The organism is Micromonospora sp. AMSO1212t, assembly GCF_008868145.1.
Taxonomy (GTDB): Bacteria; Actinomycetota; Actinomycetes; order Mycobacteriales; family Micromonosporaceae; genus Micromonospora; species Micromonospora tulbaghiae.
In genome coordinates, this window is sequence record NZ_WBKS01000027.1 from 1 (window position 1) to 23,375 (window position 23,375).

The following is a 23,375-nucleotide window of genomic DNA, read 5'->3' on the forward strand; positions in this document are numbered from 1 at the left end:
TCGGAGATGTGTATAAGAGCCGGGTGCTGGTCGTGGGCCTGCCTCGGGCCGCACACCGAGGCACGGGAGCACATGGAACGCGAGCCGTCGGCGTCCAGGCGGACCGTGACCGCGTCGCGCGGGACACTGTGGCCGACCACCTTGCCCTCGCCCTGCGGCGTGGACACCCGGCTGCCGACCGCCGGGGCCGTCTCCTGGAACTTCTGATACAGAGGATGTTCGTACTTGAGGCAGCACATCAGCCGCCCGCACGCCCCGGATATGCGCAACGGATTGAGCGGCAGGTCCTGGTCCTTCGCCATCCGGATGGTCACCGGCTCGAAGTCGGTCAGGAACGTGGCGCAGCACAGGTCACGACCGCAGGAGCCGATGCCGCCCTGCACCCGGGCGGAGTCCCGGGCGGAGAGCTGCCGCAGCTCGACCCGGCAATGCAGCGTGGCACCCAGGTCGCGGACCAGCGAGCGGAAGTCGACGCGGTGCGGAGCGGTGAAGTAGATGGTGGTGCGGTCGCTGCCGTTCTCCGGCGTGGCCAGGACGTGGTCGACGGAGACCACCTTCATCGGCAGGCCGTGCTCGCGGATGAGCCGCTTGGCGGCCACCTTCGCCTCGGCCTTGCGCCGGCGCAGCATCTCGTCTCGGCGCAGGTCGTCGTCACCGGCGATCCCCGCGAGTTTCGGGAAGCCGTCGGTGTCCTCGCTGACCCACTGCGCGGCCCACACGCACTCGGCCACCTCGGGCCCCTCGTCGGTGGGCACCAGCACCCGGTCACCCACCTGCGGGCGCCACTCGCCCGGGTCGAGGTAGTAGAGGCGCCCGTACCGGTTGAAGCTGACCGCGCAGAGCATGCCCATGCGCCCACACTACGCGGATCGACGTCCGCCGCACGGGGCACCTGTCGCCGCCCGGTCACCCACCGCAGCGATCATCGTGGTCGACCCGGCCGAACCGGCCCCATCGCCTCGCCCGGACGGATGAATCTCCGGCGGGCCCCTGACAAACACCGTCCGGGCGCGTTGAGTGAAGGCATACCTGCGGGGGGTGCAGGGGAAGGCCACGGCGCCGCCGCCGGCCCCGGCCACGGCCGGTCCGGCGCGCGGCGCCGTGGGCCGTCAGTAGCCGATCCGGGTGGTGCCGCCGTAGCGCGGGGCGGTGGTGGCGCGATCCCGCCACGGCGTCTCGGCCAGGCTCGGCCCCCACTGGCGCAGCAGCGTCTCGGCGCCGTCGTAGGCCACCCCGAGCACGCCCAGGATCCTCGTGGCGATCTCGGCCGCGGCCGACGCCCCGGCCCGTCCGGCATCGGCACCGGGCCGGGTCGCCGCGTGCACCGCGACCGCCTCGGCCGAACCCAGCACCTCGGCCAGTGCCCGGGCCAGCGCGACCCGGCTGCCCTCCACCCAGCCGGCCAGCGCGTCGGCGTAGCCCGCCGTCGACTCCAGCCGCCCGACCAGGCTCTCCGGCCCCTCGTCCAGGTGCCGCAGCAGAGCGGCACGTGCCTCGTCGTACGCCGACGCGGCGGCGCCGGACCAGGCGACCTGGTCGGCCAGCAGGGCGCAGGTGTCGTCGTACCCCCGGACGAGCCGGCGCACCGCGTGGCCGGCGCCGGTCAGCGGCGCGGGGTGCAGATCGAGGAACTCGCGTACGGCCGCGCCGGGAAGCACCTGCATGCGGCGCAGCAGCGGCCAGAGCCGGTGCCCCTCGGGCGCACCGGCGGCCAGCACCGTGTCGACGCGGGCGAGCAGGTCGAGGCCCGGCTCGGCGAGGCGGTCGAGCGCGTCCATCAGGCCTCCCGGGCCAGCCGCCGGGCGACCGCGTCGTCGGCGGCGGCGTAGCGGTCGGCGGCGCTGCGCAGCGCCGCCGCGGCGGCGGCCAGCCGGACGGCGGCGGCCTGCGCCTCGCGTGCCCGGTCGGCGGTCGCAAGGGTCCACTGGCGGTGCAGCGCACGGCCCACCTCGCCGGGACGGCCGGTGGCGTGCGCGCCGAACGCGGGATGCGGCGGGTCGGTGGCGGTCACCGTGCGGGAGAGGGTGGCGAGGGTCGCGCCCGCCTCGTCGAGACGGGCGGCCAGGGCACGCAGCGTCTCCATGTCAGGCCCCCGCCAGCGGCCGGTAGGCCGCGAACGTCTCGTTGTGCAGCTTCTCCCGCGCCCACTGCGCCGCGTCGGCGGCAGCGGTGACCGCGGCCTGCACCGAACCGGCCACGTCGCGCGGGCTGCGGTGGTGCAGCGGGCCGAGGAAACGCACGTCGGTGATCCGCCCGCCGGCGGTCACCACCACCTCGACGAGCCCGTCGGGTGAGCGGACGGTGACCTCGACCGTCGCGACCGCCTGGTCGAACTCGGCCTGCAGGTTCTCGATACGGCGGTAGCGCCGCACCGCCTCCTCGATCCAGGCCTCGTCGATCTCGCCCCGCGGCATCGGCGGACTCCTCCCGGCCGGTCGGCCCGACCCTCACTGAGCGTGCCGCCTCGGTCACCGCGGCATCACCGGACCGTACCGCACGTCAATCGCGCGTGTCGATGCCCTGTGGACAGTGCGGAAGGGCCGGGCTCAGCCGCGCCAGAGGGCCAGCATCATCGCCTCCACCGCAATGCGCGGCTTGACGTTCGCCTCGATCGCCGCGCGGCATTCCAGCACCGCCTCCAGGCGGCGCAGCGAGCCCTCGGCGTCCCACTTCTGCGCGCCCGCCGAGGCGAGCGACGCGGTGTCGGTGTGGACCGGGGCGACAGGCGCCCGCAGCGCCATGACGATCGCGTCCCGGTAGAACCCGGCCAGGTCGACGAGCGCCCGGTCGAGCGCGTCCCGCTGGGCGCGGGTGGCCCGCGACTTCTGCCGCTTCTCCAGGTCCTTGAGCTGGCCCGCCGCGCCGCGCATGGCGCCGGCCGCGCCCCGGCCGGTGCCGCCCGCGCCGAGCGCCGTCTGCAACGCCGTACGCTCCGCCTCGTCGATCTCCACGACGGAGGCGGCGGCCTCCGCCTCGGCCGCCTCGATCAGCGCCGAGGCCGCGTCGAACGCCGCGCCCACGCCGGTCAGCCGGCGCGGCACGGCCAGCACCGCGTCGCGCCGCTGCCGGGCCTCCGGGTCGCGGGCCAGCCGCCGGGCCCGGCCCACGTGTCCCTGCGCCGCCGCGGCGGCCCACTCGGCCACGTCCGGCGCGATGCCGTCGCGGCGGACCAGCACCTCGGCCACCGCGGCCGGCGGCGGCTGCCGCAGCGGTACGACCCGGCAGCGTGACCGGATGGTCACGGAGATGTCGTCCGGGTGGGTGGAGGGGGCGCAGAGCAGGAAGACGGTACGCGGCGGCGGCTCCTCGATCGCCTTGAGCAGCGCGTTGCCGGCGGCCTCGGTCAACCGGTCGGCGTCCTCGATGATCACGATCTGCCACCGGCCGCCGGAGGGCGCGCTGGCCGCCCGCAGCACCAGCGCCCGCATCTCGTTGACGCCGATGGACAGGCCCTCGGGCACCACGAGGCGCACGTCCGCGTGGGTGCCGGTGAGCGTGGTGTGGCAGCCGGGGCAGCTACCGCAGCCGGTGCCGTGCACGCATTCGAGGGCGGCGGCGAACGCGCGGGCGGCCACCGAGCGGCCCGATCCGGGCGGGCCGGTGAAGATCCAGGCGTGGGTCATGCCGGCGCCCGGATCGGCCGGCGCCGGACCCGGGTCGCCGTCGTACTCCTCGGCGAGCGCGTCGAGGTCGTCGTGCCCACCTGCGGTGACCGGCGCGCGCAGCTGCGCGGCGGCCGAGGCGGCGGCCCGCCGCAGCATGGCCACCGCCTCGTCCTGCCCGACCAGATCGCCGAAGACGTCGGTCATCGTCGAGGTTGCTCCATCGTCACCAGCTCCGCGTCGGATAACTCGGGCTGGACCGAGGTGTCCGGGCCCTGCGCCGGGCGGGGGTGCACGATGCCGGCCGGATCGGCCAGCAGCTCGCCCACTCGACGGGCGACCGCGTCGGCGGTCTCCGCGATCGGGCGGGACGCGTCGAGCACCAGGTATCGCTTCGGGTCGCCGGCGGCGAGGTCGAGGAAGGCGTACCGGACCCGCTCGTGGAACGTCAGCGACTCGGCCTCCAGCCGGTCGGTGCCCTCGTTGCGGTCCTCGACCCGGCTCAGGCCGGTACGCGGCTCGACGTCGAGCAGCACCACCAGGTCGGGCTTGAGACCGCCGGTGGCCCAGGAGGAGAGCCAGGAGACCTCGTCCACCGGCAGCGTCCGGCCGGCGCCCTGGTAGGCGAGCGACGAGTCGACGTACCGGTCGCTGATCACCACCGCGCCGCGCACCAGCGCCGGGCGGACGACAGTGGCCACGTGGTGCGCCCGGTCGGCGGCGTAGAGCAGCGCCTCGGCGCGCGGCGACGGCGCCTCGTCGGGGGCGGTGCCGAGCACCAGGGAGCGGATCCGCTCGCCGACCGGCGTGGCGCCCGGCTCTCGGGTGACGACCACGTCGCGGCCCTGCGCGCGCAGCCGCTCGGCGAGCGCGGCGAGCTGGGTGGACTTGCCGGCGCCCTCGCCGCCCTCGAAGACCACGAACAGGCCGCTGGAGACGAACGGCTCGGCCGGCATCAGCGGGCGGCCCCGGATCGAGCCCCAGAGGTCCGCGAGGACCGGTACGCCCTTCTTGTCGTCCATCTGGCCGAACGCGCTGATCCCGGCGATGATGCCGGCCGCGCCGGCCGCCAGCAGCAGCAGCCGGGTGGAGGAGATGGAGATGCCCAGGTCGGCGATGGTGAGCTGGCGGGAGCCGCCGACGCCGACCAGGAGGCTGCTGAGCGCGATGGCCAGGATCAGCACCAGCCGGGTGCCGATCTGCACCACCGCGAAGACCCGGCCGCGTACCTCGTCGGCCACCTCGCCGCCGAGCAGCGTGGTGCCGGCCAGGAACGCCATGCCGGCGCCCGCGCCGACCAGGATCGCGCCGAGGATGGCCATGGACAGGTGGATGGCGAACGCGAGCACCAGCACCGAGGCGCTGGCGAGCACGATGCTCATGCCGAACCAGCGGCGGCGGGACATGTCCCGCACGATCATCGGCCCGAGGCCGATGCCGAGCGCCAGGCCGACGAAGATCGCACCGAAGAGCAGCGAGAACGCGGCGTCACCGGCGCCGAGCGAGTTGGCGAAGAACTTGGCCGTGCCGACCACGATGCCGCCGCCGGCGAACGCGCCGAAGATGCCCAGCACCAGGCCACGCACCAGCGGGGTCTGGCCGATGTATTTCCAGCCCTCGGAGAACTGCCGGAACATGCTCTGCTCGGTGCGCTCCGCCTCGCCGCGCTGGGCCTCGCTGATCTCCTTGATGCCGAACGCCACCACGAGCGCGGTGGCCAGCCGGGAGAAGGCGTTGAACCAGAGCGCGAGCTGGGCCGGCTCGGCCCAGTCGGGCAGGTCGCCGCCGACCGCGCCGCGGACGCCGCGGTCCAGCACGGCCAGGGCGATGGCCGCCGCGACCGGCGTCAGGCCGTACGTGGTGATCAGCGTGAGCTGGTTCGCCGCCTCGAGCCGGGTACGCGGGATGAGGTTGGGGACCGCCGCCTCCTTGGCCGGGATCCACAGCAGGGTGATCGACTCGATCAGGAACGTGGCGATCAGCGCCCAGCCGACCACCAGCCCGCCCGCGGCGCCGGTGAGCGCGTACAGCGGGATCGAGGCGAACAGCACGAAGCGCAGCAGGTCGCAGATGACCATCGTCCACCGGCGGTCGAACCGGTCGGCGAGCACGCCCGCGACCGGGCCGAGCACCAGCGCCGGGAGCAGCCGGATCGCTGTCACACCGCCGAACGCGGCGCCCTGGGCGGTGCTGCCGGAGACCTGGGAGGCGGCGAACAGCGCGGTGGCGAGCAGGCCGAGCCAGTCGCCGAAGGAGGCGGCGCTGAGCACGATCCACAGCCTGCGGAACGGCCGGATGCGCAGCACCGACCGGATGGCGGCGGCACCGGAGTGATCGGCGGCTGTCCCGGACGACGACACGCCGGGCGACTCGCCGTTGTTCTGGCTTTCGATGGCCGTACCTCCACGTGCCGGCCCAGGTCTGGGCATCCCCGGTGGAACACTCTAGTCGCGCAGGAAGGGTCGTCCCCCGCGACATTCACCTGCTCGCCGAGCCTAGGCCGCCGGGACCACCGCCCGCAGCCCGGACAGACGCGAGGGTATTTCGCATTGCCGTCCAGACAGTTAGCGTGCAGACGTGGCCATCGACCGTGACAAACTTCGCGATCGTCTCGACCGGGCGACCGCTCACCTCGACCCGCCGTACGCCGTGGTCGACCTCACCGCGTTCGACACCAACGCCGAGGCGCTCGCCGGCCGGTCCGGCGGCAAGCCGCTGCGCGTGGCGAGCAAGTCGGTACGCGTCCGCGAGCTGCTGACGCGGGCGCTCAAGCGTCCCGGCTGGCACGGCGTGATGGCCTTCACGCTGCCCGAGGCGCTGTGGCTGGTCCGATCCGGGGTCAGCGACGACGTGCTCGTGGCGTACCCGACGGCCCACCGGGGCGGCCTCGCCGAACTGGCCGCCGACCCGGTGCTCGCCGACGCGGTGACGCTGATGATCGACGACACCGGGCAGCTCGACCTGATCGACGCGGTGTGCCCGCCCGCGCGCCGCCCCGCGCTGCGGATCTGCCTCGATCTGGACGCCTCCTGGCGCCCGCTGGGGGGCCGGGTGCACGTCGGCGTGCGCCGCTCCCCGGTGCACAGCGCCACGGCGGCCGGCGCGCTCGCCGCCGCCGTCGCCGGCCGGCCGGGCTTCCGGCTGGTCGGCCTGATGTCGTACGAGGCACAGATCGCCGGCCTGGGCGACGCGCCGCCCGGACAGGCGGTGCTCGGCTCGGCGATCCGGGTCGCGCAGCGCGGGTCGTACCGGGAACTGCTGGCCCGCCGCTCCGCGGCGGTCAGCGCGGTCCGGGAGCACGCCGACCTGGAGTTCGTCAACGGCGGCGGCACCGGCAGCGTGGCCGCCACCAGCGCGGACCCCGCGGTCACCGAGGTCACCGCGGGCTCCGGCCTGTACGGGCCGACGCTGTTCGACGCGTACCGTGCCTGGCGGCCCACCCCGGCGGCGTTCTTCGCCTGCGCGGTGGTCCGCCGCCCGGCGCCCGGGCTGGCGACGGTGCTCGGCGGCGGCTGGATCGCCTCCGGCCAGGCGGCGACCAGCCGGCTGCCCCGGCCGTGGCTGCCGGAAGGGCTGAAGCTGCTCGGCGCGGAGGGCGCCGGCGAGGTGCAGACCCCACTGGCCGGAAAAGCCGCGGACACCCTGCGCGTCGGCGACCGGGTGTGGTTCCGCCACGCCAAGGCGGGCGAGCTGTGCGAGCACGTCAACGAGGTGCACCTGGTCGAGGGGGACGCGGTGGTCGCCACAGTGCCGACCTACCGGGGCGAGGGGCACGCCTTCCTCTGATCTGCCCGCGGCATGACGACGGCGGGCCCCGACGCACTCTCAGAACCCGCCGTTCAACGTGCCGCTCAGCCCTGGTGGACGGCCTCCGTGGGGGCGTTCACCTGCCGGTGCAGGTACTCCCGGATGAGCGCCTTGGCCTCGACCAGCACCCGCTCGTCGCCGTCGGTGCGGCGGCGGAAGGCCAGCTTGATCAGGGCGTCGGCGGCCTCCACCGCGACCTCCAGGTGGAACCGCAGGTCGGGCACCCCGGCCAGGCCGAAACGCTCGGTGAGTACGCGGGCGAGCTGCTCCGCGATGACCCCGTTGTTGTCTCGCTGGTCGTCCAGCAGGTGCAGGTCGACCACGTCGCCGAAGTGCAGGGTACGGAAGCCCGGAACGGTGCGGTGCATCGAGATGTACTCGTCGATCGCCGCGTCGACCCCGTCCCACCAGTGGGTCAGGTCGTCCGAGGAGAACCGCTCGTCGAGCCGCTGGAGGTAGGACTCCATGGTGCGCAGGGTCAGCGCCTGCACGATCGCCCGCTTGTCCGGAAAGAACTGGTAGACCGACCCGATCGCCACCTCGGCGCGCTCGGCGAGCAGGGTCGTGGTCAGCCCTTCGTACCCCACCTCGTCGACGAGCTCGGCGCAGGCGTCCAGCATCCGCTGGACCCGCGCGACACTTCGGCCCTGCACCGGTACTCGACGCAGCGGCCCGGTCGTGGCGGCTGGTGTGGACACTCGGCGCCACCCCCCTTCGACGGATGAACATATCTGCACGTCACGAGTCTGTGACTACCGGTACAACGAGCCGGGCTCGATTGCGGTATTTACCAGGCACAACGTTCCTGATATGAATTCAGTTCATATTCATGTCGAGGAGTGGCCGCGATGACCGGTACCACCGCCACCTGGTCCAACTGGGCCGGCAACCAGCACAGCACCGCGCTCCTCACCGTGCGCCCGCGTAGCGTCTCCGACGTCGTCGAGGCGGTCCGCCAGGCCGCCGCGGCGGGCCGGACCGTCCGGGCCACCGGCAGCGGCCACTCGTTCACCGCCACCGCCGTCGCCGACGGGCACCGGATCGACCTCGCCGCGCTGGAGACGGACGTCACGGTCGATGTGGCGCGCCGCTTGGTCACCGTACCGGCCGGGATGACGTTGCACACGCTCAACGATCTGCTCGCCGGGCACGGCCTCGCGATGCCGAACCTCGGCGACATCGACGCCCAGACCATCGCCGGGGCACTCTCCACCGGCACCCACGGCACCGGGGCGAAGCTGGGCTGCCTGTCCACCTTCGTGGCCGGGCTGACGCTGGTCACCGGCACCGGCGAGGTGCTGCGCTGCTCGGCCGAGGAGAACCGCGACGTCTTCGACGCCGCCCGGGTCGGGCTCGGCGCGGTGGGCGTGCTGGTCGAGGTCACGCTGCGCTGCGTGGACGCCTTCGTGCTGCGGGCGCACGAACGCCCGGCCCCGCTCGCCGAGGTGCTCGACGACCTGCCCGGCCTGTACGAGGCGCACGACCACGCCGAGTTCTACTGGTTCCCGTACACCGACCGGGTTCAGGTCAAGACCAACGACCGGGTACCCGCCGACGACCAGCCACTGCCCGGCTGGCGCGGCTGGCTGGACGACGAGTTCCTCTCCAACACCGTCTTCGCCGGCGCCTGCCGCCTCGGCCGGGCCGTACCCGCCCTCGCACCCCGGATCAGCGCCGTCTCCGCCCGCGCGCTCACCGAACGCACCTACACCGGCCGCTCCGACCGCGTGTTCTGCACGCCGCGCCGGGTCCGCTTCGTGGAGATGGAGTACGGCCTGCCGCGCGAGGCGCTGCCCACCGCGCTGGCCGAGTTGCGCCGGATCGTGGACCGCCTGCCGTTCAAGGTGCTGTTCCCGGTCGAGGTGCGGTTCACCGCCGCCGACGACATCTGGCTGTCCCACTCGTACGGGCGGGACTCCGCGTACATCGCCGTGCACCAGTACGTGGGCATGCCGTACGAGCCGTACTTCCGCGCGTTCGAGCAGGTGGCGACCGAGTTGGGCGGCCGGCCGCACTGGGGCAAGCTGCACTGGCGCGACGCGGAGTCGCTGGCTACCGCCTACCCCAGATTCGCGGACTTCCAGTCCGTCCGCACCCGTCTGGACCCGTCCCGCATCTTCCAAAATCCCTACCTGAGTCAGGTCCTGGGCATCTAAGGATCTTGGTACGAGGACGCCCTTCGAGGGGCGTTTCCGTACCAAGATCTCGACGGTTGTCCACAGGGGCAGCGTGACGGGTGCTTTTCGGGTGGGGTTTCCGGTGTGGAGATGCCGGGGGACGACGCAGGGGAATTGAGCTGGTTGCTCTTCCGTCAGGCGCGCGTGCTGGGTGCGGCGCAGGCTCGGCGGTTCCTGTCCGAGAAGGCGATCCGCCACCGCGTCGCCAGCGGGCGCTGGCGGCAGGTGCACCCCAGGGTCTACGTCACGCATGACGGTCCCGTCGGCCCGGAGGAGCGACGCTGGGTCGCGGTGCTGGCAGCTGGACCGGCCGCGACGTTGGGCGGGCTCACCGCGGCCCGGTGCTGGGGACTCAGACGCTACGAGAGCCGGCTGATCCATCTGCTGCTGCCGGCTCGGCACCAGACCCGGGCGCTACCACCCGGCGTACGGATCCACCGCACCACAGTGCTGCCGTCGGAGGACGTGCTCGCGGTCGGCCGACCTCGCCGGACCATGCCGGCCCGCTCGCTCGTCGACGCGGCGCAGTGGGCGGCGACCGACGAGGAGGCACGGGCTGTCATCGCGGCAGGCTTCCAGCAACGCCTGGTCTGGGGCGACGACCTGCACCGGGTGCTGGAGCGGCTCCCTCGCGCACGTCGGCGCCGGCTGATCCTGGCGACCGCCACGGACGCGGCCGGCGGCGCCCACTCCCTCGCCGAAATCGACTTCCTCGATCTCGTCCGGCGGGCCGGGCTACCCGAACCGTCCCTCCAGGTCGTCCGGCGTGACGCCACCGGGCGGCGGCGCTACCTGGACGTCTGGTTCGAGCGATGGCGGGTGCACGTCGAGATCGACGGTGGGCAGCACTTCGACCCGAAGACCGCCTGGGCGGACATGCAGCGGCAGAACGACGTCTGGACCACCGGTGACCGGGTCCTGCGCTTCCCCGCCTGGGCCGTCCGCAACGACCCCACCCGCGTGATCACCCAGTTGCGTGCCGCCCTGCGATACGCAGGCTGGCCCGGCTGAGATCTTGGTACGGATCCGCCCCTCCACGGGCGTTTCCGTACCAAGATCACTCCTTCGGGGTTGAGGTCGCCTTCTTGGGGGCCGCCTTCTTCGCGGGGGCCTTCTTCGCCGCCGTGGTCTTCTTCGCCGCCGTGGTCTTCTTCGCGGCCGTTGCCTTCTTCGCCGGGGCGGCCTTCTTCGCGGCCTTCTTCTTCGGGGCCGGACCCTTCGCGCGCTTCTCGGCCAGCATCTCCGACGCCTGCTCCAGCGTCAGCTCCTCCGGCGTCTGCCCGCGCCGCAGCGACGCGTTGAACTCGCCGTCGGTCACGTACGGCCCGAAGCGCCCGTCCTTGATCACCAGCGGCTTCTCGGTGAGCGGGTCGTTGCCCATCTCCCGCAGCGGCGGCGCGGCAGCCCGGCGCTGGCGCGTCTTCGGGGTGGCCAGCAACGCCAGCGCCTCGTCCAGCGTGACCGTGAACATCTTGTCTTCCGAGTCCAGCGAGCGGAACTCGTCACCGCGCTTGACGTACGGGCCGTAGCGGCCGTTGTTGGCGAACACCTCGGTGCCGTCCGGGGCCACGCCGATCAGCCGGGGCAGGCGCAGCAGCTGCAACGCCTGCTCCAGGGTGAGGCTGTCCGGCGTCTGCGAGCGCAGCAGCGACGACTTGCGCTCACCGCTTGCCACGTACGGGCCGAACCGGCCGGACTTGAGCAGGATCGGCTCGCCGGTCGACGGGTCGTCGCCGAGCTTGCGCTCACCGCCGCCGCCCAGGAACAGCTCGTGCACCTTCTCCGGCGTCAGCTCGTCCGGCGCCAAGCCCTCCGGGATCGGCGCCCGGTCACCCTGCGAGCCGCTCTCCTCGCCCTCACCCGAGGCCGCCGGCGTCGGCACCTGCTGCTCGCCGGGCAGCGCCCGCTGGAGGTACGGCCCGTACCGGCCGACCCGGACGACTACCTCGCGGCCCTCGTCGTCGGTGAACAGCGGGATGGAGTTGACGCTGCGCGCGTCGATCTCGCTGAGGTTCTCGGTGACCAGCTTCTTCAGGCCGCCCGCGTGCGCGATGGCCTGGTCGCCGGTGCCGTTGGTGCTGCCGAAGTAGAAGGAGGTCAGGAAGTCGACGGCGGCGTGGTCACCACCGGCGATCTCGTCCAGCTCGTTCTCCATGCTGGCGGTGAAGTCGTAGTCGATCAGGCGCGGGTAGTGCTGCTCCATCAGCCCGATCACCGCGAACGCCAGGAACGACGGGATCATCGCCTGGCCGCGCTTCACCACGTACCCGCGGTCCTGGATCGTCTGCATGATCGACGCGTACGTGGAGGGCCGGCCGATGCCCAGCTCTTCGAGCGCCTTGACCAGCGACGCCTCGGTGTAGCGGGCGGGCGGCTGGGTGTGGTGGCCCTGCGCGACCAGCTCGTCGGCGGTGAGCGGCTGGTCCTTGACCAGCGTGGGCAGCCGCCGCTCGGCGTCCTCGGCCTCGGCGTTCTCGTCGTCGCTGGACTCGACGTACGCGCGCAGGAAGCCCGGGTCGGTGATGGTCTTGCCGGTCGCGCCGAAGTCGGCCTCCTCCTGGGCGGAGGAGACGGCGCGGATGCGCACCGACACGCTGGAGCCGACCGCGTCGGTCATCTGCGAGGCGATGGTGCGCCGCCAGATCAGCTCGTAGAGCTTGAACTCCTCGGCGGACAGCTCCTTGGCCACCTCGCCCGGGGTGCGGAAGTTGTCGCCCGCGGGGCGGATCGCCTCGTGCGCCTCCTGCGCGTTCTTCACCTTGCCGGTGTAGCGGCGCGGCTCCGGCGGCACGCTGCGCTCGCCGTACAGCTCGACGATCTGCCGGCGGGCCGCCGTGATGGCCGTCTCGGACAGGTTGACCGAGTCGGTACGCATGTAGGTGATGTAGCCGTTCTCGTACAGGCGCTGCGCGGTGCGCATCGTCTGCTGCGACGAGAACCGCATCTTGCGGGCCGCCTCCTGCTGGAGCGTGGAGGTGATGAACGGCGCGTACGGGCGGCGGCGGTAGGGCTTCTCCTCGACCCGCGTGACGGTGAACGGCCGGTCGACCAGGCGGGCCGCGAGTCCCCGGGCCCCACCCTCGTCCAGGTGCACCACGCCCGCGCCGGGCCGGACCTTGCCGGTGGTCGGCTCGAAGTCCTTGCCGGTGGCGATCCGGTCGCCGCCCAGCGCGACCAGCGTGGCGTTGAACGTACGCGGGCCCTCGCCCGGCTTCGCCACCGCGAGCGTGGCCAGGATGTCCCAGTACTCGGCGGTGCGGAACGCCATCCGCTGGCGCTCCCGCTCGACCACGATCCGCGTCGCCACGGACTGCACCCGGCCCGCCGACAGCTTCGGCATGACCTTCTTCCACAGCACCGGCGAGACCTCGTACCCGTAGAGGCGGTCGAGGATGCGCCGCGCCTCCTGGGCGTCGACCAGGTCGCGGTCGATCTCCCGGGGGTTCGCCACGGCGGCCTGGATGGCCGGCTTGGTGATCTCGTGGAAGACCATCCGCTTGACCGGCACCTTGGGCTTGAGCGTCTCCACCAGGTGCCAGGCGATGGCCTCGCCCTCGCGGTCCTCGTCCGTCGCCAGGAAGATCTCGTCGACCTCCTTGGCCAGCTTCACCAGCTTGCTGATCTGCTGCTTACGGTCGGGCGAGACCACGTAGAGCGCCTGGAAGCCGTTGTCGACGTCGACGCCGAGGCGCGCCCACGGCTCACCCTTGTACTTCGCCGGGACGTCGGCGGCGTTGCGGGGCAGGTCCCGGACGTGGCCGAAGCTGGCCTCCACGACGTACCCCGGGCCGAGGTAGCCCGAGATCGTCTTGGCCTTCGCCGGTGACTCGACGATGACCAGACGGGTGGTTCCAGCGTTGCTCGGCACGTCTCTCCCCGACCTCACTCCTACGCCATGCCCGCTTCGGGCCGTGTTGCGCCACCCGGACCAGAGGCGGTCCGGATGTCCAACGTAACGCGCCGTCCGCGTTCCGGGTTTCGTGGGCGGCAAACGGGCCGCCCTCCCGGCGACCGCCGGCCGCACCCTGCCGGACGGCGTCACGGTACACCGTGGGTAGGGCAGCAGGCCGGTCACTGTGACGATCGCGTACCGCCGGCGGAGCCCTCGCCGGGTGTCCGGCTTCGGACAGCGGCGTCAGCTCCGCGGCCCCGGCCAGTCCGTCACCGGCGCCGCTGCCGGCCGTTCCCCCACCAGCTCCGCGAGCCGCGACATCCGCCGTCCGCCGATCCGGAACGCGGGCCCGCCCTCGTCCGGCTCGACGAACGCGGCCGGCAGGCCCACCGCCGCCAGCGCGGCGCGGACCACCGGCCAGGACTGCTCGTCGGCCGGTCCGAGCCGCAGCCGGAACCCGGCCGGCTCGGCCGTGCCGGCGGCCGCCGCCCAGAGCCGCAGCCGCCGCCCGTCCAGGTGGAAGCGGGGCGGCGGCCGCTTCGCCGCGCCGCGCAGCCAGGCCCGCGCGAGCGGCGCCAGCATGCTCGTGTACGCGGTCCGCACCCGGTGCCGCCCGTCCTCGGTCGGCTCCCAGCTGGCCGGCACGCCCCGGGCCCCCAGCTCCGCCACCAGCACGTGCACCCGCCAGGCGGCGTCGACCACCACGGAGATCCGCGCCGTGCCGCCCATCCGCCCCACCTCACCCGGCCCGGCGAGCAGGCCGGCGAGATCCGCCAGCGCGGGATCGGCCGCCTCGGTGGAGAACAGCGAGGGCTGGCGGGCCGGTTTCGGGGTGGGAGGGGTCAGCGACACTCCGGGACCTCGTCGAAGGCCTCTTTCAGCTCGGTCGAGTTGAGCTTGCTGGTGTCCAGCGCGCTCGCGTCGTACTCCTTGTTGAGCGTGTCCACGGCGGCGCGCACGCCGTCGTAGAACGGACCGGCCTGGGCGGTGTCGAGCCGGTCTACGGTGTCCCGGGCCCGGCCGTAGGCGTCGCGCATCTTGCTCAGCGACCCCAGGAACCCGGCGGACACCTCTTCGCCGCGCTCGGCCTCGGGCACGCCCGCCTCCTCGACCTTGCGCCGGGCCGTCTCACTGGCCTGCTCGGCGCCGGCGAAGAGCCGGACCAGGTTCTCCTTGGCCTGCGGCGGAGTCGTCTGCGCGGTCATCTGCTGCTGGGTGCTGCTGGTCAGCTTCGAGATCTCCGCGCGCCACGGGGTCAGCGCCTGGCACACCGACGCGGCCCAGACCCGGGGGCTGGGACCGCCGCCGCACCCGGTGACGACGAGGACCAGCGTGGCCAGGACCACCGTGAGCTTTCCGGCGGTTGCCGCCCGGCGCGTACGCATGCGAAGCAGCGTACGACCTCCGGGCCGAACCGCCACCGGTCAGGTTTGCCGGGCACGGGGTTCCCGGCCGGCCGGGGCCGGCCGGGAACCGTCACGTGCGATCAGGCGTTCACCGTCTCCGGACGCTGGTCCGGGGTGCCGGCGCCGCTGTCCGAGTCGGACATCGCCACACCCTTGCGCTTGCTGAACACCACAGAGGCCGCGATGATCAGCGCGGCCACCACGGCGATCGTGATGCGCAGCGGGTTGTTCTTGTCGTCGCCCACGCTCCAGGCCACCACGGCCGGGGCGATCAGCAGCGAGACCAGGTTCATCACCTTGAGCAGCGGGTTGATCGCCGGGCCGGCGGTGTCCTTGAACGGGTCGCCGACGGTGTCGCCGATGACCGTGGCGGCGTGCGCGTCGGAGCCCTTGCCGCCGTACGCGCCGTCCTCCACCAGCTTCTTGGCGTTGTCCCAGGCGCCACCGGAGTTGGCCAGGAACACCGCCATCAGCGTGCCCGCGCCGATCGCGCCGGCCAGGTACGCGGCCAGCGCGCCCGGGCCGAGGCCGAAGCCGACAGCGATCGGGGCCAGGATCGCCAGCAGACCGGGGGTCATCAGCTCGCGCTGCGCGTCCCGGGTGCAGATGTCCACGACCTTGCCGTACTCGGGCCGCTGGGTGCGGTCCATGATGCCGGGCAGCTCGCGGAACTGGCGGCGTACCTCCATCACCACGGCCCCGGCGGAGCGGGAGACCGCGTTGATGGCCAGGCCGGAGAAGAGGAAGACCACAGCGGCGCCGATGATCAGGCCGACCAGGTTGCGCGGGTTGGACACGTTGAGCGAGTTCAGGATCTCGTTCCCGACGTCGCCCACGCCCGCGTCCTCGTAGGCGGAGCGCAGCGTGTCGGTGTACGAGCCGAACAGCGCCGTGGCGGCCAGCACCGCCGTGGCGATCGCGATGCCCTTGGTGATCGCCTTGGTGGTGTTGCCGACGGCGTCCAGCTCGGTGAGCGTCCGCGCGCCGTGCTCGTCGATGTCGCCGGACATCTCGGCCACGCCCTGCGCGTTGTCCGAGATCGGGCCGAACGTGTCCATCGCGACGATGACGCCGACGGTGGTCAGAAGGCCGGTACCGGCCAGCGCGACGGCGAACAGCGACAGCGTGATCGAGCTGCCACCGAGCAGGAACGCGCCGAACACGCCGGCGGCGATCAGCAGCGCCGAGTAGACGGCCGACTCCAGGCCGACGCTGATGCCGGCGAGGATGACGGTGGCCGCGCCGGTCTGCGAGCTCTTGCCGATGTCCTGCACCGGACGCCGGTTGGTCTCGGTGAAGTAGCCGGTGAGCGCCTGGATCGCGGCGGCCAGCACGATACCGATCACCACCGCGCCGATGGCCACCAGCCGCGGGTTGCGGTCGACGTCGGTCAGCCCGCCCTCCAGCTCGGCGAACGTGGCCGGCAGGTACGCGAACGCGGCGATCGCGACGAGCACCGCGGCGATCAGCGCGGACAGGTAGAAGGCCCGGTTGATCGCGGTCAGGCCGCTGCGGTCGCTGGCGCGCAGCCGGGTGATGAAGACGCCGACGATCGCGACCAGCACGCCGATGGTGGAGATGATCAGCGGGAAGACCAGGCCGGTCTCGCCGAACGCGGCCCGGCCGAGGATCAGCGCCGCGACGAGCGTGACCGCGTACGACTCGAACAGGTCGGCGGCCATGCCGGCGCAGTCGCCGACGTTGTCGCCCACGTTGTCGGCGATGGTGGCGGCGTTGCGCGGGTCGTCCTCCGGGATGCCCTGCTCGACCTTGCCGACCAGGTCGGCGCCGACGTCGGCGGCCTTGGTGAAGATGCCGCCGCCGACCCGCATGAACATGGCGAGCAGCGCGGCGCCGAAGCCGAAGCCCTCCAGCACGGTCGGGGCGTCGCCCCGGAAGATCAGCACGACCAGCGCCGCACCGAACAGGCCGAGGCCGACGGTGAGGAAGCCGACCACGCCGCCCGTGCGGAAGGCGATCTTCATGGCGCCCTCACGGCCGCCTTCTCGCTCCCGCGCGGCCGCCGCCACCCGCAGGTTGGCGCGGGTGGCCAGCCACATGCCGGCGCCGCCGATGAACGCGCTGAACAGCGCACCCACCACGAAGAACGCCGAGCGGCCGACCTTCACGAGCGTTTCGTTGCCGTCGGTGTCGTGCACCGGCAGCAGGAAGAGCAGCACGACGGCGACCACCACGAAGATCGCCAGCGTGCGGAACTGTCGCAGCAGGTACGCCGACGCGCCCTCCTGCACCGCGCCGGAGATCTCCTGCATGTTGGTGGTTCCCTTACCGGCCGCCAGGACCGCCCTGGTGAGGGCGGCCGCGAAGACGAGCGCCACCAGCGCGATGACCGCGGCGATGACGACGTACGTCACGTTGGCTCCGGTAAGGGACAGTGCGCCGCCGTCGGCGGCCAAGGTCCCGGACATCTATGTCCTCCTGTACCGAACAACTCGCGTCGGCTCGTGGAGACGCACGGGCCGACGCCTGGATGCGGACTCGCAAGCGCGCGCCAACCCACCCCGGCGGACCAGCGATGAACTCCCCTTCCCGCTGGCTACGGGACGGGATCACTTGCTGACAACCCGCGTACTGTAGCCCTCCGGCGTGGCGAGGGTCACACCGAGGGGGCACCGTGTCTCGATGATCTTCGTAACTGTGTTATGCGAAGAAATCTGATATATGGCGCGGCCAATACGACGAGGCCGCGCTCCCCCTTCGGGGAACGCGGCCTGCGTGTGCGAATCGGGTCAGGCGCGGCCGGCCGGCCAGGACATCCGCACCTCGGTGCCGACGCCGTCGTCGACCGGGCGGACCTGGAGATCCTCCACGAAACCGGCGAGCAGCGCGAAGCCCACCCCGGTCGTGAGCGCGTCCTCGCTGAGCGACTCCTTGGCCAGCTCGTCCGGGCCGAGCGCGGCCAGACCGAGGCCCGCCTCGATCGGGGCCCGGTCCACCACCCGGACCGTGTAGCCGCCGCCGTCGGACATCTCCACGTACACCGGGTCGGCCAGGCCGTACTGCCGGTGCAGCGCGACCGCCCGCGTGCACGCCTCGCCGATGGCCAGGCGCACCTCGTCCAGCAGGTCCTCGCGTACGCCGGCCCGCCGGGCCACCGCGACGCCGACCAGGCGGGCGGTGCGCACGTGCACCGGGGCCGGAGAGAAGGACAGCTTGACGGTGGCCATCACGCGCCGGTGGAGTCGGCGGCGATGGCCGCGTCGACCGTCGGATGCAGCGGGAAGACCTGGTCCAGTGCGGTGATCCGGAAGATCTTGAGCAGCGGCTCCTTGTCGCAGACCAGCGCGAAGGAACCACCGGCCGAGCGCAGCCGCTTGAGCGCGCCGACGAGCACACCCAGCCCGGTCGAGTCGAGGAAGTCCACCCGGCCGAGGTCGACCACCACGTGCCGGGCTCCGCCGTCGATCAGTTCGAGGAGCCGTTCCCGCAGGCGGGGGGCGGTGTAGACATCCACCTCACCACCGACCTCGAGCACCGTGTGCTCCCCCACGGCGCGGGTCGCCAGCGACAGCTCCATCGGTCCCTCCTCGGTAAACTCTCCTGGGCATCTAACCATCCCCCCGTGCGGCCCTCTCGGGTCACCGGCCACGCCCTCCCCATACCCCCACCCTGCGGTTCCCAATTCCGAACACCAGTGCGAGAGTGCAGGACGTGACCGACCACAGCCCCGGCCCGCGGCGTGCGCCGGGCGAGCTGCTGCGCCGGCTGCGGCTGCGTCACCCCACCGACCCGGTCACCCACGTCGAACGCGTCCCGGCCCGCGCCGGCGAGCCGGTCGGATGGCCCGGCTGGGCGCCGGAGGAACTGCGGGCGGCGTTCGCGCGACGCGGCGTCACCGCCCCGTGGCGGCACCAGGCCGAGGCCGCCGAGCTGGCGTACGCGGGACAGCACGTGGTGGTGGCCACCGGGACGGCGTCCGGCAAGTCCCTGGCGTACCAGCTTCCGGCGCTGAGCACGCTGCTCGCCGACCCGCGCGCCACGGTGCTCTACCTGGCGCCGACCAAGGCGCTCGCCGCCGACCAGCTCCGCGCCGTCGCCGGTCTCGAACTCGACGGGGTACGCCCCGCCACCTACGACGGGGACACGCCGCGCGCCGAGCGGGAGTGGATCCGCCGGCACTCCCGGTTCGTGCTGACCAACCCGGACATGCTGCACCACGGCATCCTGCCCGGGCACGCCCACTGGTCCGGGTTCCTGCGCCGCCTCGCGTACGTGGTGGTCGACGAGTGCCACACCTACCGGGGCGTCTTCGGCTCGCACGTCGCGCACGTCCTGCGGCGGTTGCGTCGGCAGTGCGCCCGCTTCGGGCGTACCCCCGTGTTTCTCCTGGCCTCGGCCACGTCGGGTGACCCGGCGACGGCGGCCGGGCGGCTCACCGGCCTGCCCGTCACCGCCGTCACCGAGGACACCTCGCCGCGCGGCGGGGTGACGTTCGCGCTCTGGGAGCCGCCGCTGCTGCCGCCCACCGACTCGTCGGTCGACGCCGACCTCGTCCAGGTCCGGCGCTCCGCGCTGCGGGAGACCGCCGACCTGCTCGCCGACAGCGTGGTCGAGGGGGTACGCACGCTCGCGTTCGTCCGGTCCCGGCGGGGCGCCGAGGTGGTGGCGGCGAACGCCCGCCGCGCGCTGGACGAGGCGGTGCCCGGGCTCGGCGAGCGGGTGGCCGCCTACCGGGCCGGCTACCTGCGCGAGGAGCGCCGCGAGCTGGAACGGGCGCTGCTGCACGGCGACCTGCTCGGGCTCGCCTCCACCAACGCGCTCGAACTCGGCGTCGACCTGGTCGGGCTGGACGCGGTGCTGATCTGCGGCTGGCCCGGCACCCGCGCGTCACTGTGGCAGCAGGCCGGGCGGGCCGGGCGCTCCGGCGACGAGGCGCTCGCCGTGCTGGTGGCCCGGGACGACCCGCTCGACACCTACCTGGTGCACCACCCGGAGGCGCTGTTCGGGCGGCCGGTCGAGGCGACGGTGCTCGACCCGGCCAACCCGTACGTGCTCGCGCCGCAGCTCGCCTGCGCCGCCCACGAGTCCCCGCTCACCCCGGCCGACCTGGACCTGTTCGGGGAGGGCGCGAAGGAGGCGGTGGACTCGCTGGTCGAGGCCGGGGCGCTGCGGCAGCGGCCCACCGGCTGGTACTGGCGGCACCGGGAACGCCCCGAGGTCGACCTGCGCGGCGAGGGCGGCGCGCCGGTGTGCGTGGTGGAGGAGTCCACCGGCCGGCTGCTCGGCACCGTCGACGGCGGGTCGGCGCACTTCCTGCTGCACACCGGCGCGGTCTACCTGCACCAGGGCGTCTCGTACGTGGTCGACTCGCTCGACCTGGCCGACGGGTGCGCGCTCGTGCACGCCGAGGAGCCGGACTGGTCCACCCACGCCCGCGACGTCACCTCGCTGTCGGTGGTGTCGGTCCGCTCGTACGTGGACGCCGGACCGGTCGGGCTGTTCCTCGGCGAGGTGGACGTGACCAGCCAGGTGGTGTCGTACCAGCGGCGGCGCATCGCCACCGGCGAGGTGATCGACACCCGCCCGCTGGACCTGCCGGCCCGGGAACTGCGCACCGTCGCGGTGTGGTTCACGCTCTCCCCCGAGTCGCTCACGGCCGCCGGTGTCGAGGCGGCGGACGCGCCGGGCGCGCTGCACGCCGCCGAGCACGCCGCCATCGGCCTGCTGCCGCTGATGGCGACCTGCGACAGGTGGGACATCGGCGGGCTGTCCACCGCGCTGCACCCGGACACCGAGGCGCCCACCGTCTTCGTCTACGACGGGCATCCGGGCGGCGCGGGTTTCGCCGAGCGGGCGTACGGCACGGCCGCCGCCTGGTTGCGCGCCACCCGGGACGCGATCGCCGAATGCGGGTGCGAGACCGGGTGCCCGTCCTGCGTCCAGTCCCCGAAGTGCGGCAACGGCAACAACCCGCTGGCCAAGGCGGAGGCGGTGAAGGTCCTCGACGTGGTGCTGACGAACCTCGCCACGGCCGGGTACGCGGCCCCGGAGCGACCCGGCAGCCTGGGCCCGGACGGCGCCACTTCGCCGGAGGCGGGGCCCGGTGGGGCGCTGCCCCGGCAGGGCGACCGGGTGGCCCACCCGGCCCCGGCCGCGGGTGGTTCCTGACCTTTCCAGTGTCGAGGTGTCTGGTTGGTGGGACGGGTGCATGAGGGTAGGGCCGCCGGGGCATTGATGTATGGGAGCGCTTCCATGCATCATTTCCGGTAGCGCACAGGTGACCCGAGACCCGTCCCGCCGGAGGTGCCGCCGTGGCCGACACGATCGCCGAGACCGTCGAGCTGCTCTACACCATCGACCAGGAAAACCTCACGCCCGACCAGCAGATAGCGCTGGGCACCGCGATGGCCACGCTCGCCCAGGCGGAACGGCTGGAGCAGATCAACGAGCGTCTGCGCGGCATCCATCAGGTGCTGAACAGCTGGGCGATGAAGGCCACCGTCGACGGCGGCCGCTGACCTCGCGCCTCGCCCGGTGTGCCGGCGTCGTGGTTCGCGGTCCCGTCGCGGTGTCCCGGCCCGCGCCAGTCACGGCGGCGGCGTATGCGCTGCGCCGCGTGCCACTGTGCGAGCCCTGCGTGTGGGCCCCGTCCGTCCAGGCTGCGGTGGGTGCGATCGGGCGAGCGGTGGTCGGCTCGCTGTGCAAGACTCCGGCGACCCCTCGAAGGAGAGCCCATGTCGCCCGACAACCTGCAGGCCCAGCACCGGTTCATCATCCGTCAGCGACTCCGGATGATGGTCAACCAGTACGAGGTGCACTCGGTGGCGCCCGACGGCTCCGAGGGTGGGCTGCTCGCGTTCGCGCAGCAGAAGCGGCTCGCCTTCAAGGAGCAGGTGACCATCTACACCGACGACTCCAAGCAGTACCCCCTTCTCGGCTTCAAGGCCCGTCAGCGGCTCGACCTCGGCGCCACCTACGACGTGACCGATCACGCGGGCAACCCCATCGGGCTGTTCCGCAAGGACTTCGCCCAGTCGCTGCTGCGCTCGACGTGGCACGTCGAGCAGCCCGGCCTGCCGCCCGCCACCGGGCAGGAGCGCAGCCTGCCGGTCGCGCTGCTGCGTCGGTTCGTCGACTCGCTCTCCTGGCTGCCGTACCACTTCGACTTCATGGCCGGCGGCCAGCCGGTGTTCTCGGTCGACCGGAAGTGGGGTCTGCGGGACCGGTACAACGTGGAGATCCAGCACCCGCAGATCGACCGTCGGCTGGTGATCGCCATGGCGGTCGGACTGGACGCCCTCCAGTCCCGCTGACCTGCGGCACTCGGGCCCGGCCCGGCTCTCGGTTCCGGCACTGGCGTCCGCCCGTCAGGACCGGGCCGGGCCGGCCCGGGACGTCGCGGTGGCGTCCCGGGTCAGCCCCGGCAGCGGTGCGACACGTACCCGGGCTGTGACGATCAGGTCCAGTCCGTCGGCCCGGCACCCGGTCATCCGGCCCCCGTTGGCCGAGACCAGGTCGGCGGCGCGAGCGCAGGCGGCGTCGGCTCCGTCGAGCACCTGCCCGGCCCCGGCCAGCGCCCCGAAGTCCGCCGCGTTGCGGGCCTGATGCCGCGCGCAGCGGGCAGCCCCGAGCGCGGCGCCGAACACCCCGACCAGCACGAACACCAACCCGATCGCGAGCAGGCAGACGGTCGCGCCGCCCCGGTCGGCCGATGGCGTCCTACCAACGGGCTCCCCGCTCTCCTCCGGCCCGCTCCCCACGGGCCCGCTTGCTCCGGGCCTGATGGTGACCCGAGGCCCGTCCACGGCGCGCAGGCGTGGGGACGGGCCGGCCGGGGAACCGTCAGCTCTCATGGCACCGCGCCCGGCGCGCCGGGTTCCAGGGCGGCCACCGCCTCCCCCGACACGACCAGGCGAGGCAGCCGGGCGCCGAGCGTCCGTACCGGCGCCCGGACCGTCGCCGTGACCCGATCGCCGGCCACCGTCACTGTCACCTCGGCGCCGTCGGGGGCGTACCGGGTTCCGGCGATGGTGCCGGGCTCGCCCCGGGCCGCGGCGAGAGCCGCCTCCCGGGCCGCGTCGACACACGCGACCCGGGTGCCCACCGCGTTCACCGCGGTCAGCCCGGCGACGAGAAGCAGCATGAGCGCCGGCAGGCCGGCCGCCAACTCGGCGGTGAAGGAACCCCGCTCACACGCGACCCGCGAGCGCCACGAGCGCCCCACCGCCCCGGCCCGGGTGCCGACGGCGTCCCGGATCAGGCCGGGCTCGGTCGACACGTCGAGCGGGACCGCTGGTTCGTGGAGCCACCGACCACGGCGGCCGGCCGGCCGGCGCGCGATCACTTGAGGGCCCGGTCGATGACGGCGGTCAGCGCGGACTGCACGTTGCCGGAGGTCAGCACCTTCAGCAGGATCCCGGCGAAGGCGACCGCGGCGAGGGTGCCCACGGCGTACTCGGCGGTGTTCATACCGGCGTCACCCCGCAGGCGGGTGAGGAGCTTGCGCATGTCGTACGTCCCTTCTCGATGG

The 23,375-nt window shown here is 73.2% G+C and carries 22 protein-coding genes; 6 read left to right on the top strand and 16 right to left on the bottom strand.

What is annotated here, in order from left to right:
• From F8279_RS10110 to tmk, 6 genes are all read right to left on the bottom strand, one after another.
• A partial coding sequence (locus tag F8279_RS10110; RefSeq protein ID WP_151499778.1) for a regulatory iron-sulfur-containing complex subunit RicT occupies window positions 1–851 on the bottom strand: 851 nt, incomplete at its 3' end.
• A gap of 258 nt (window positions 852–1,109) precedes the next feature.
• Entirely contained in the window at window positions 1,110–1,778 is a 669-nt protein-coding gene (locus F8279_RS10115) for a hypothetical protein (RefSeq protein WP_151499779.1), read from the bottom strand.
• Window positions 1,778–2,083 (bottom strand): hypothetical protein, encoded by a 306-nt coding sequence (locus F8279_RS10120; protein ID WP_018788783.1) that lies wholly within the window; start codon window positions 2,081–2,083, stop codon window positions 1,778–1,780. Before F8279_RS10120 ends, F8279_RS10115 begins: the two co-directional genes overlap by 1 nt.
• Window position 2,084: 1 nt before the next feature.
• On the bottom strand, window positions 2,085–2,414 hold the full coding sequence (locus F8279_RS10125; protein WP_013473591.1) for a YbaB/EbfC family nucleoid-associated protein: 330 nt from the start codon (window positions 2,412–2,414) through the stop codon (window positions 2,085–2,087).
• A 132-nt stretch (window positions 2,415–2,546) separates the two neighbouring features.
• Complete coding sequence (locus tag F8279_RS10130) at window positions 2,547–3,809, bottom strand: DNA polymerase III subunit delta' (protein ID WP_091414629.1); 1,263 nt, start codon at window positions 3,807–3,809, stop codon at window positions 2,547–2,549.
• On the bottom strand, window positions 3,806–6,031 hold the full coding sequence (gene tmk / locus F8279_RS10135) for a dTMP kinase (protein ID WP_225853213.1): 2,226 nt from the start codon (window positions 6,029–6,031) through the stop codon (window positions 3,806–3,808). The genes F8279_RS10130 and tmk overlap by 4 nt, the downstream gene beginning before the upstream one ends.
• Window positions 6,032–6,179: 148 nt before the next feature.
• On the opposite strand from tmk, the gene F8279_RS10140 reads away from it, so the two are divergent.
• Window positions 6,180–7,388 carry an amino acid deaminase/aldolase gene (locus tag F8279_RS10140; RefSeq protein WP_151499780.1) on the top strand — a complete coding sequence of 403 codons (1,209 nt, stop codon included), beginning with the start codon at window positions 6,180–6,182 and terminating at the stop codon, window positions 7,386–7,388.
• A 65-nt stretch (window positions 7,389–7,453) separates the two neighbouring features.
• On the opposite strand, the gene F8279_RS10145 is transcribed toward F8279_RS10140, so the two are convergent.
• Window positions 7,454–8,029 carry a TetR family transcriptional regulator gene (locus F8279_RS10145; protein ID WP_030274442.1) on the bottom strand — a complete coding sequence of 192 codons (576 nt, stop codon included), beginning with the start codon at window positions 8,027–8,029 and terminating at the stop codon, window positions 7,454–7,456.
• A 219-nt stretch (window positions 8,030–8,248) separates the two neighbouring features.
• Here F8279_RS10145 and F8279_RS10150 point away from each other — a divergent pair, with 219 nt between their 5' ends.
• Together F8279_RS10150 and F8279_RS10155 are read left to right on the top strand one after the other, a co-directional pair.
• Window positions 8,249–9,565 carry a D-arabinono-1,4-lactone oxidase gene (locus F8279_RS10150; protein ID WP_175438600.1) on the top strand — a complete coding sequence of 439 codons (1,317 nt, stop codon included), beginning with the start codon at window positions 8,249–8,251 and terminating at the stop codon, window positions 9,563–9,565.
• 135 nt (window positions 9,566–9,700) lie between these two features.
• Window positions 9,701–10,597, top strand: a complete 897-nt coding sequence (locus tag F8279_RS10155; protein WP_225853214.1) for a DUF559 domain-containing protein — start codon at window positions 9,701–9,703, stop codon at window positions 10,595–10,597.
• Between the two features lie 46 nt (window positions 10,598–10,643).
• Here the strand turns inward: F8279_RS10155 and topA are convergent, their stop codons facing one another.
• The 6 genes from topA to F8279_RS10185 all read right to left on the bottom strand — a co-directional run bounded on the left by topA (window position 10,644) and on the right by F8279_RS10185 (window position 18,422).
• The gene (gene topA, locus F8279_RS10160) at window positions 10,644–13,454 is read right to left on the bottom strand and encodes a type I DNA topoisomerase (RefSeq protein ID WP_151499781.1); all 2,811 of its coding nucleotides are present in this window, start codon (window positions 13,452–13,454) and stop codon (window positions 10,644–10,646) included.
• A gap of 267 nt (window positions 13,455–13,721) precedes the next feature.
• On the bottom strand, window positions 13,722–14,330 hold the full coding sequence (locus F8279_RS10165) for a hypothetical protein (protein ID WP_091414623.1): 609 nt from the start codon (window positions 14,328–14,330) through the stop codon (window positions 13,722–13,724).
• Window positions 14,321–14,863 (bottom strand): hypothetical protein, encoded by a 543-nt coding sequence (locus F8279_RS10170; protein WP_091414621.1) that lies wholly within the window; start codon window positions 14,861–14,863, stop codon window positions 14,321–14,323. Before F8279_RS10170 ends, F8279_RS10165 begins: the two co-directional genes overlap by 10 nt.
• 101 nt (window positions 14,864–14,964) lie before the next feature.
• On the bottom strand, window positions 14,965–17,313 hold the full coding sequence (locus F8279_RS10175) for a sodium-translocating pyrophosphatase (protein ID WP_091414618.1): 2,349 nt from the start codon (window positions 17,311–17,313) through the stop codon (window positions 14,965–14,967).
• 321 nt (window positions 17,314–17,634) lie between these two features.
• Entirely contained in the window at window positions 17,635–18,072 is a 438-nt protein-coding gene (locus F8279_RS10180; RefSeq protein ID WP_013283650.1) for an ATP-binding protein, read from the bottom strand.
• Window positions 18,072–18,422: an STAS domain-containing protein gene (locus tag F8279_RS10185; protein ID WP_013283649.1), complete on the bottom strand. Its 351-nt coding sequence runs from the start codon at window positions 18,420–18,422 to the stop codon at window positions 18,072–18,074. The genes F8279_RS10180 and F8279_RS10185 overlap by 1 nt, the downstream gene beginning before the upstream one ends.
• 134 nt (window positions 18,423–18,556) lie before the next feature.
• On the opposite strand from F8279_RS10185, the gene F8279_RS10190 reads away from it, so the two are divergent.
• From F8279_RS10190 to F8279_RS10200, 3 genes are all read left to right on the top strand, one after another.
• Window positions 18,557–21,013, top strand: coding sequence for a DEAD/DEAH box helicase (locus tag F8279_RS10190; protein WP_151499782.1), 2,457 nt, complete (start codon window positions 18,557–18,559; stop codon window positions 21,011–21,013).
• 143 nt (window positions 21,014–21,156) lie between these two features.
• Window positions 21,157–21,363, top strand: coding sequence for a hypothetical protein (locus F8279_RS10195; protein ID WP_013283647.1), 207 nt, complete (start codon window positions 21,157–21,159; stop codon window positions 21,361–21,363).
• Window positions 21,364–21,579: 216 nt separating this feature from the next.
• Window positions 21,580–22,158: a hypothetical protein gene (locus F8279_RS10200; protein WP_013283646.1), complete on the top strand. Its 579-nt coding sequence runs from the start codon at window positions 21,580–21,582 to the stop codon at window positions 22,156–22,158.
• A 54-nt stretch (window positions 22,159–22,212) separates the two neighbouring features.
• Here F8279_RS10200 and F8279_RS10205 read toward each other — a convergent pair whose 3' ends face one another.
• The 3 genes from F8279_RS10205 to F8279_RS10215 form a co-directional block, all read right to left on the bottom strand.
• Window positions 22,213–22,605, bottom strand: coding sequence for an Rv3654c family TadE-like protein (locus F8279_RS10205; RefSeq protein WP_151499783.1), 393 nt, complete (start codon window positions 22,603–22,605; stop codon window positions 22,213–22,215).
• Between the two features lie 89 nt (window positions 22,606–22,694).
• Window positions 22,695–23,069 (bottom strand): TadE family type IV pilus minor pilin, encoded by a 375-nt coding sequence (locus F8279_RS10210; RefSeq protein ID WP_192580670.1) that lies wholly within the window; start codon window positions 23,067–23,069, stop codon window positions 22,695–22,697.
• 116 nt (window positions 23,070–23,185) lie between these two features.
• Window positions 23,186–23,353: a DUF4244 domain-containing protein gene (locus tag F8279_RS10215; protein ID WP_013283643.1), complete on the bottom strand. Its 168-nt coding sequence runs from the start codon at window positions 23,351–23,353 to the stop codon at window positions 23,186–23,188.
• Window positions 23,354–23,375: the final 22 nt, after the last annotated feature.